The organism is Mycobacterium sp. 1245499.0, from assembly GCF_001673615.1.
GTDB classification, from domain to species: domain Bacteria; phylum Actinomycetota; class Actinomycetes; order Mycobacteriales; family Mycobacteriaceae; genus Mycobacterium; species Mycobacterium europaeum_A.
This window is the reverse complement of sequence record NZ_LZMG01000115.1, coordinates 1-4,928: the sequence shown is the minus strand read 5'-3', so window position 1 is coordinate 4,928 and position 4,928 is coordinate 1. Positions and strand designations below refer to the sequence as shown.

The 4,928-nt window shown below is 69.5% G+C and carries 6 protein-coding genes; 1 reads left to right on the top strand and 5 read right to left on the bottom strand.

From position 1 onward, the window contains the following. The 4 genes from A5646_RS05810 to A5646_RS05795 all read right to left on the bottom strand — a co-directional run. A partial coding sequence (locus tag A5646_RS05810; RefSeq protein ID WP_255362073.1) for an FGGY family carbohydrate kinase occupies positions 1–772 on the bottom strand: 772 nt, incomplete at its 3' end. Continuing rightward, entirely contained in the window at positions 769–2,172 is a 1,404-nt protein-coding gene (locus A5646_RS05805; RefSeq protein WP_067020529.1) for a mannitol dehydrogenase family protein, read from the bottom strand. The genes A5646_RS05805 and A5646_RS05810, both read right to left, overlap by 4 nt. 48 nt (positions 2,173–2,220) lie before the next feature. Next, a complete protein-coding gene (locus A5646_RS05800) occupies positions 2,221–2,535 on the bottom strand; it encodes a DUF732 domain-containing protein (RefSeq protein ID WP_369806912.1) in 315 nt (104 codons plus the stop codon). 183 nt (positions 2,536–2,718) lie between these two features. Beyond that, positions 2,719–3,057, bottom strand: a complete 339-nt coding sequence (locus A5646_RS05795; protein WP_066863399.1) for a DUF732 domain-containing protein — start codon at positions 3,055–3,057, stop codon at positions 2,719–2,721. 498 nt (positions 3,058–3,555) lie between these two features. On the opposite strand from A5646_RS05795, the gene A5646_RS05790 reads away from it, so the two are divergent. Beyond that, positions 3,556–4,092, top strand: a complete 537-nt coding sequence (locus A5646_RS05790) for a hypothetical protein (protein ID WP_067020526.1) — start codon at positions 3,556–3,558, stop codon at positions 4,090–4,092. A gap of 151 nt (positions 4,093–4,243) precedes the next feature. On the opposite strand, the gene A5646_RS05785 is transcribed toward A5646_RS05790, so the two are convergent. After that, positions 4,244–4,928, bottom strand: a 685-nt coding sequence (locus A5646_RS05785) for a L,D-transpeptidase (RefSeq protein WP_067020523.1), incomplete at its 5' end; no start/stop codon positions are given.

The following is a 4,928-nucleotide window of genomic DNA, read 5'->3' as shown; positions in this document are numbered from 1 at the left end:
CGGGATCCGCGGTAACGGCGGCCACCACTCCCGATGTCCCGATCGAGACCATCACGTCGCCCTCTTCGGCACCCAGGCCCAGCGCGGCGGCGGCGTTGTCGCCCAGGCCGGCGCCGAATGTCGTTGTGCCGCTGACGGTTCGGCCTGCCGGTCCGAGCACGCTCGGCAGCCCTGGGTGCCGGCCACGCAGGGCCAGTTTCAGCAGATCGGACCGGTAAGTGCCGGTGGCGGCGTCGTAGTAGCCGGTGCCGCTGGCGTCGCTGCGATCGGTGCTCAGCGCCGCGACGTCGGCGTCGCCGCGCAGGCGCCACGTCAACCAGTCGTGCGGCAGGCAGACCGCCGCGGTGCGGTCGGCGTGGTTTGGCTCGTGGTCGGCCAGCCAGCGCAGCTTGGCCACCGTGATCGCGGCGAGCGGCACGACGCCGACGGCCCGGGCCCACGCCCGCGCGCCACCCAACTCGTCGACGAGTGCGCGCGCGGCGTCGGCCGAGCGCACGTCGTTCCACAGCAGCGCGGGGCGCACCACCCGTCCGGTTGCGTCCAGGCACACCATGCCGTGCTGCTGCGCGCCGACGGCGACCGCGTCGACGCCGTCCAGGCCACCCGCGGCCGCGATGGCCGCTCGGGCGGCGGATTCCCATGCGGCAGGGTCGATTTCGGTGCCGTGCGGATGGCCGGCGTGACCCTCGCGGACCACCCGGCCGGTGGCGGCGTCGCACACCAGCACCTTGCAGGACTGGGTCGAGGAGTCGACGCCCGCGACCAGGGTCACGGTGCGTCGGCCCCGATCAACGCCCGCAGGGTGGCCCGTGCGCCGTGCCGGTACAGCGAGTCCAACGCCCACACGTAGGCCTCGCGAAAGCGCTCCTGGTCGACGAGGTCGCCGAAGACCGAACGATTGGCCAGGAATGCGACGGGGTCGTCGCGTTGCGAGCGGGCGAGCGGGACGAGGGTGTCGGCCAGGCGGTCCACCACCCCGATCGGCTCGCCCTGTTCGTCGACGCCCTCGGCGTAGCGCGCCCAGCTCGCGACGATCGCCGCGGACAGCCGCACCGCCCCGCCGGTGCGCAGGTTGTCGCGCACCACCGGCAACAACCACTTCGGGATGCGGTCCGAGGATTCGGCGCACAGCCTGGCGACGGTGTCGCGGATGTGGGGGTTGGCGAAGCGCGGCAGCAGCCCGGCCCGGAACTCGTCGAGTCCCGGAATCCGCTGCAGCGTCGGCATGGCCTCCGAATCCATGTAGCGGGCAACGAATTCCGCGATCACCGGATCCTGGGCGGCGTCGTGCACCAGCCGGTATCCGGCGAGGTAGGCGAAATAACACACGCCTTGATGCCCGGCGTTGAGCAGCCGCAACTTCATCGCCTCGTACGGCGCCACGTCGTCGACGAGTTGCACCCCGGCTTGATCCAGCGGTGGTCGGCCGTCGGCGAAGTGATCCTCGACGACCCACATGGCGAACGGTTCGGCGATCACGGGCCAGGCGTCGGTCACCCCGAATTCGGACTCCAGCCGCTCGAGCACGTCGGGCGTGGTCACCGGGGTGATCCGGTCGACCATCGAGTTGGGAAAGGTGGTCTTCTCGCGCATCCATTGCGCGAGTTCGGGATCGACCCGCTCGGCGTAGGAGATGAACACGCGTCGGGCCACGTCTCCGTTGCCGGCGATGTTGTCGCAGGAGACGATCGTGGGGGAGGGCAGGCCGCGCTCGCGGCGCCGGTTGCACGCCTCGGCCACCAAGCCGAACACCGCGGACAGGGGTGGCTGATAGCCGCCCTCGGTGATGGTGAGCGAGATGATCCGGGTGGCGGGCGCGGCCAGCAGCTCGATCACCGACTCGGGATCGTCGGGCGCATAACGATAATCGACGATCGAGCCGATGACCCGCGGTTCCCGCGTGCCGTCGGGGTGCTCGAGGATCAGCGTGTAGAGGTGGTCCTGGCCGCGCAGCGCGTCGCGCATGCGCTCGTCGCCCGGCAGCACGCCGACCCCGCAGATGCCGAAGTCGCGGGCGAGGCCGTCACCGAGCAAGCGGTCGATGTACATGGCCTGATGCGACCGGTGGAACCCGCCGACGCCGAAATGCGCTATGCCGACGCCGATCTGGCTGCGGTCATAGGTCGGGACCGGGATCTTTAGGCCGGCCAGGTTCCGTGTGCTCAGCTTCACTCGAGTGTCACCCTAGCGCGGACCGGGCTGCCCGCCGCTAGTTCGCGGTCAGGCGTTGGGGCACAGGTCGCGCAGGGCGAAGATGACGACGTCGGCGGCCTGGCGGCCGTTGATCCCGCCGGTGCCCTGGTCGGCGTCCGAGCGTTGCAGCGCCAAGCCCTCCAGCTGTTGCGGAGAGGCGCCCCACGAAAGCTGCTGGCATAGGTCGGCGCCCATCTGTAAGAGCTCCGGGTCGCCGCCGTTGACGGCGTGGATGCCGGCGTTGTGCAGGTCGTTGATGAAGGCGGCCCCGTCGGCCCGCGCCGGGCCGGCACATAGGACCCCGGCCAGCAAAAGTGGGCCACTGGCCAGCGCCGCGCTCATCAACCGGCCATATCGCCTGCGTGCCGCCATCCAACCTTCTCCTTTATGTCTGTGCCCGATGCGGATGATGCACTTTTACACAAAAGTGCGACGACCCGCTGCGCAAAGAATTCGGGAGAGTGAATAGTCGGCGAAGAACGGCCGGCCGCTAGGCCGCCGAAGTGTGGTGGGTCGAGGTGGTGTCTAGCTGGGGCACAGATCGCGCATGGCGTAGACGACCACGTCGTTGGCCTGTTGAGCGCTGAGCCCGCCGGAGCCCTGCTGGTCGTCGGAGCGCTGCAGCGCCAGGCCTTCGAGTTGCGCCGGAGGAGCGCCCCACGATATTTGCTGGCACACGTTCAGGCCGGCCTGCAGCAGGGCGGCGTCGCCGCCCGTGACGGCGTGGACCCCGTCGCGGTGCATGTCATTGAGGAAACCGGCCGCGTCGGCCTGCGCTGGGCCGGCCCAGACGAGACCGGCGAGAAGGGGGCCGCCGAACAGGGCGGAACCGATGAACCCGGTGGCGAGACGACGTGGTGACATAGCCCCTTCTCCTCTTTCCGTCAACAGTTCTAATCTCGATGTTAACTTCTCCGTAACCTTCGAATCGATAACTGTTCACCAACAGTTTCCTGTGAGCGACCTGCGCAGAAATAAAGTCCGTGAGATTCGAAGTCGGTCCGGCCACGCATCCGGCCGGCTCGGGTCCGGTCGCGTCGGGGCGCTTAGCACGCGGCAGCGGACGGGCACGCGGTTTCGCTGCAAAGGACACGCCGCTCAGGTGCGCGACCGAGGGCACGAATCGCTGACTACGGCTGCCGCGCAGGCGTATTCGCGCAGGTCGATCGGTGTATGCCGGGGCTGTTCCGATTCGTGACGCCGTTGTGACGTCACCATTTGGAAACGGCGCGGTGCGGCGTGGCGCGTGTCGCGCGCCGGCTGCTGACAATTGGCGCGGTCGTGAAAAGCGGCCTCGGTACGGCTAGGCGGGCCTGCTGCACCAAGTGATTGCGGAAATAGCTGAGCGTGAATAAAGGAGAGTTGACGCTGATGGCGATCGTCGATCGGTTCAACATCAAAGTAGTTGCCGGCGCTGGGTTGTGCGGAGCTGCTATCGCGTTGAGCCCCGACGCGGCGGCCGCCCCGCTGATTACGGGCGGCCACGCGTGCATTGAGGGGCAGTCAGGCGAGGTGGCGCCGGCCGCAGGTGGCCCTGCCGCGGGCGCCGGAACGGTGGCCGCGGGCGCACCGGCCGGTGGCGTATGCGCGGCGCCCATGACCGACATGTCCGGTGTGCCCATGGCGGTGCCGGGGCCGCTGCCGATCGGTGCGCCGGTGCCGATCGTGCCGCCGCTGCCCCTCGCTCCGCCGGTGCCGGTGGTGCCGCCGGTGCCCGTCGTGCCGGCCGGCGCGCCGCTGATCGCCCTGGGCGGTCCGGCGGCCGCCGGCGCTCCCCTGGAGGCGGCAGCTCCGCTCATCGACATGTCCGGGGTGAAGGATGCGCCCGCCGGCCCGGCGCCCAGTGGCGGGCCGACGGCCGGGCAGCCGATTCGCCCCGGTCCTTCGGGCGCGAGCTGAGGCCGACTCAGCTTCGAAAACGGGCCGGGCCCGCTGGTGAACACCAGCGGGCCCGTTCCTTATTCGCAGTGAAAAGAGTTCGACCGCAGCATAATTAAAAGCTCCGCACCCGGCTGACGCCCGGGTGCGGAGCTTCGTAAACGGTGCCTGATTAGTCCTGGACGATCACCGGGTCGCCGACGTGGACGTGGTCGTAGTACCACTCGGCGTCATCGGGGCTCAGGCTGATGCAGCCGTGGCTGACATTCTCGAGACCCAGGGCGGGAACGGCCCACGGGGCCGAGTGCACGAACAGCCCGCGGCTGGTGATGCGGACGGCGTAGTTGACCGTCAGCAGGTAGCCGTTGGGGTCGTCGACGGGGATGCCGACGCTGCTCGAATCCATCGTCACCGCTTCCTCTTTGGACAGCACGGTGTAGGAGCCGACCGGCGTCGGGTATTCCGGCCTGCCCATCGAGGCGGGCATCACGCCCTGCTCGCCGAAGTGCGGCCGGTGGTGCGGCGCGGGCAGCGACGTCGGCGGTCCCGCCTCGGCGCCGTCGATGCTGACGGTGAAGGTGTGTTCGGAGATGCTGGCGACGCCGATCACGGCGGGGCCCGTTTTGATCTCGGCGGCCGCGCCGCCCACCGTCAACGGAATCGTGCTGTGCGCCGGCCAGTATCGATCCGGCACCCACTGCACAACCTTGTTGTCGAGCCATTCGAACTTGCCGGTCATCGCGGGCGTCGACTTGACGTCGACGGCGCGCTCGGCCGCCTGCCGGTCGGCCGGGTTGGTGATGGGCGCTTTGAAGCGCACCTGGATGGGGTGCGCCACGCCGACCACCTCGTCGCGG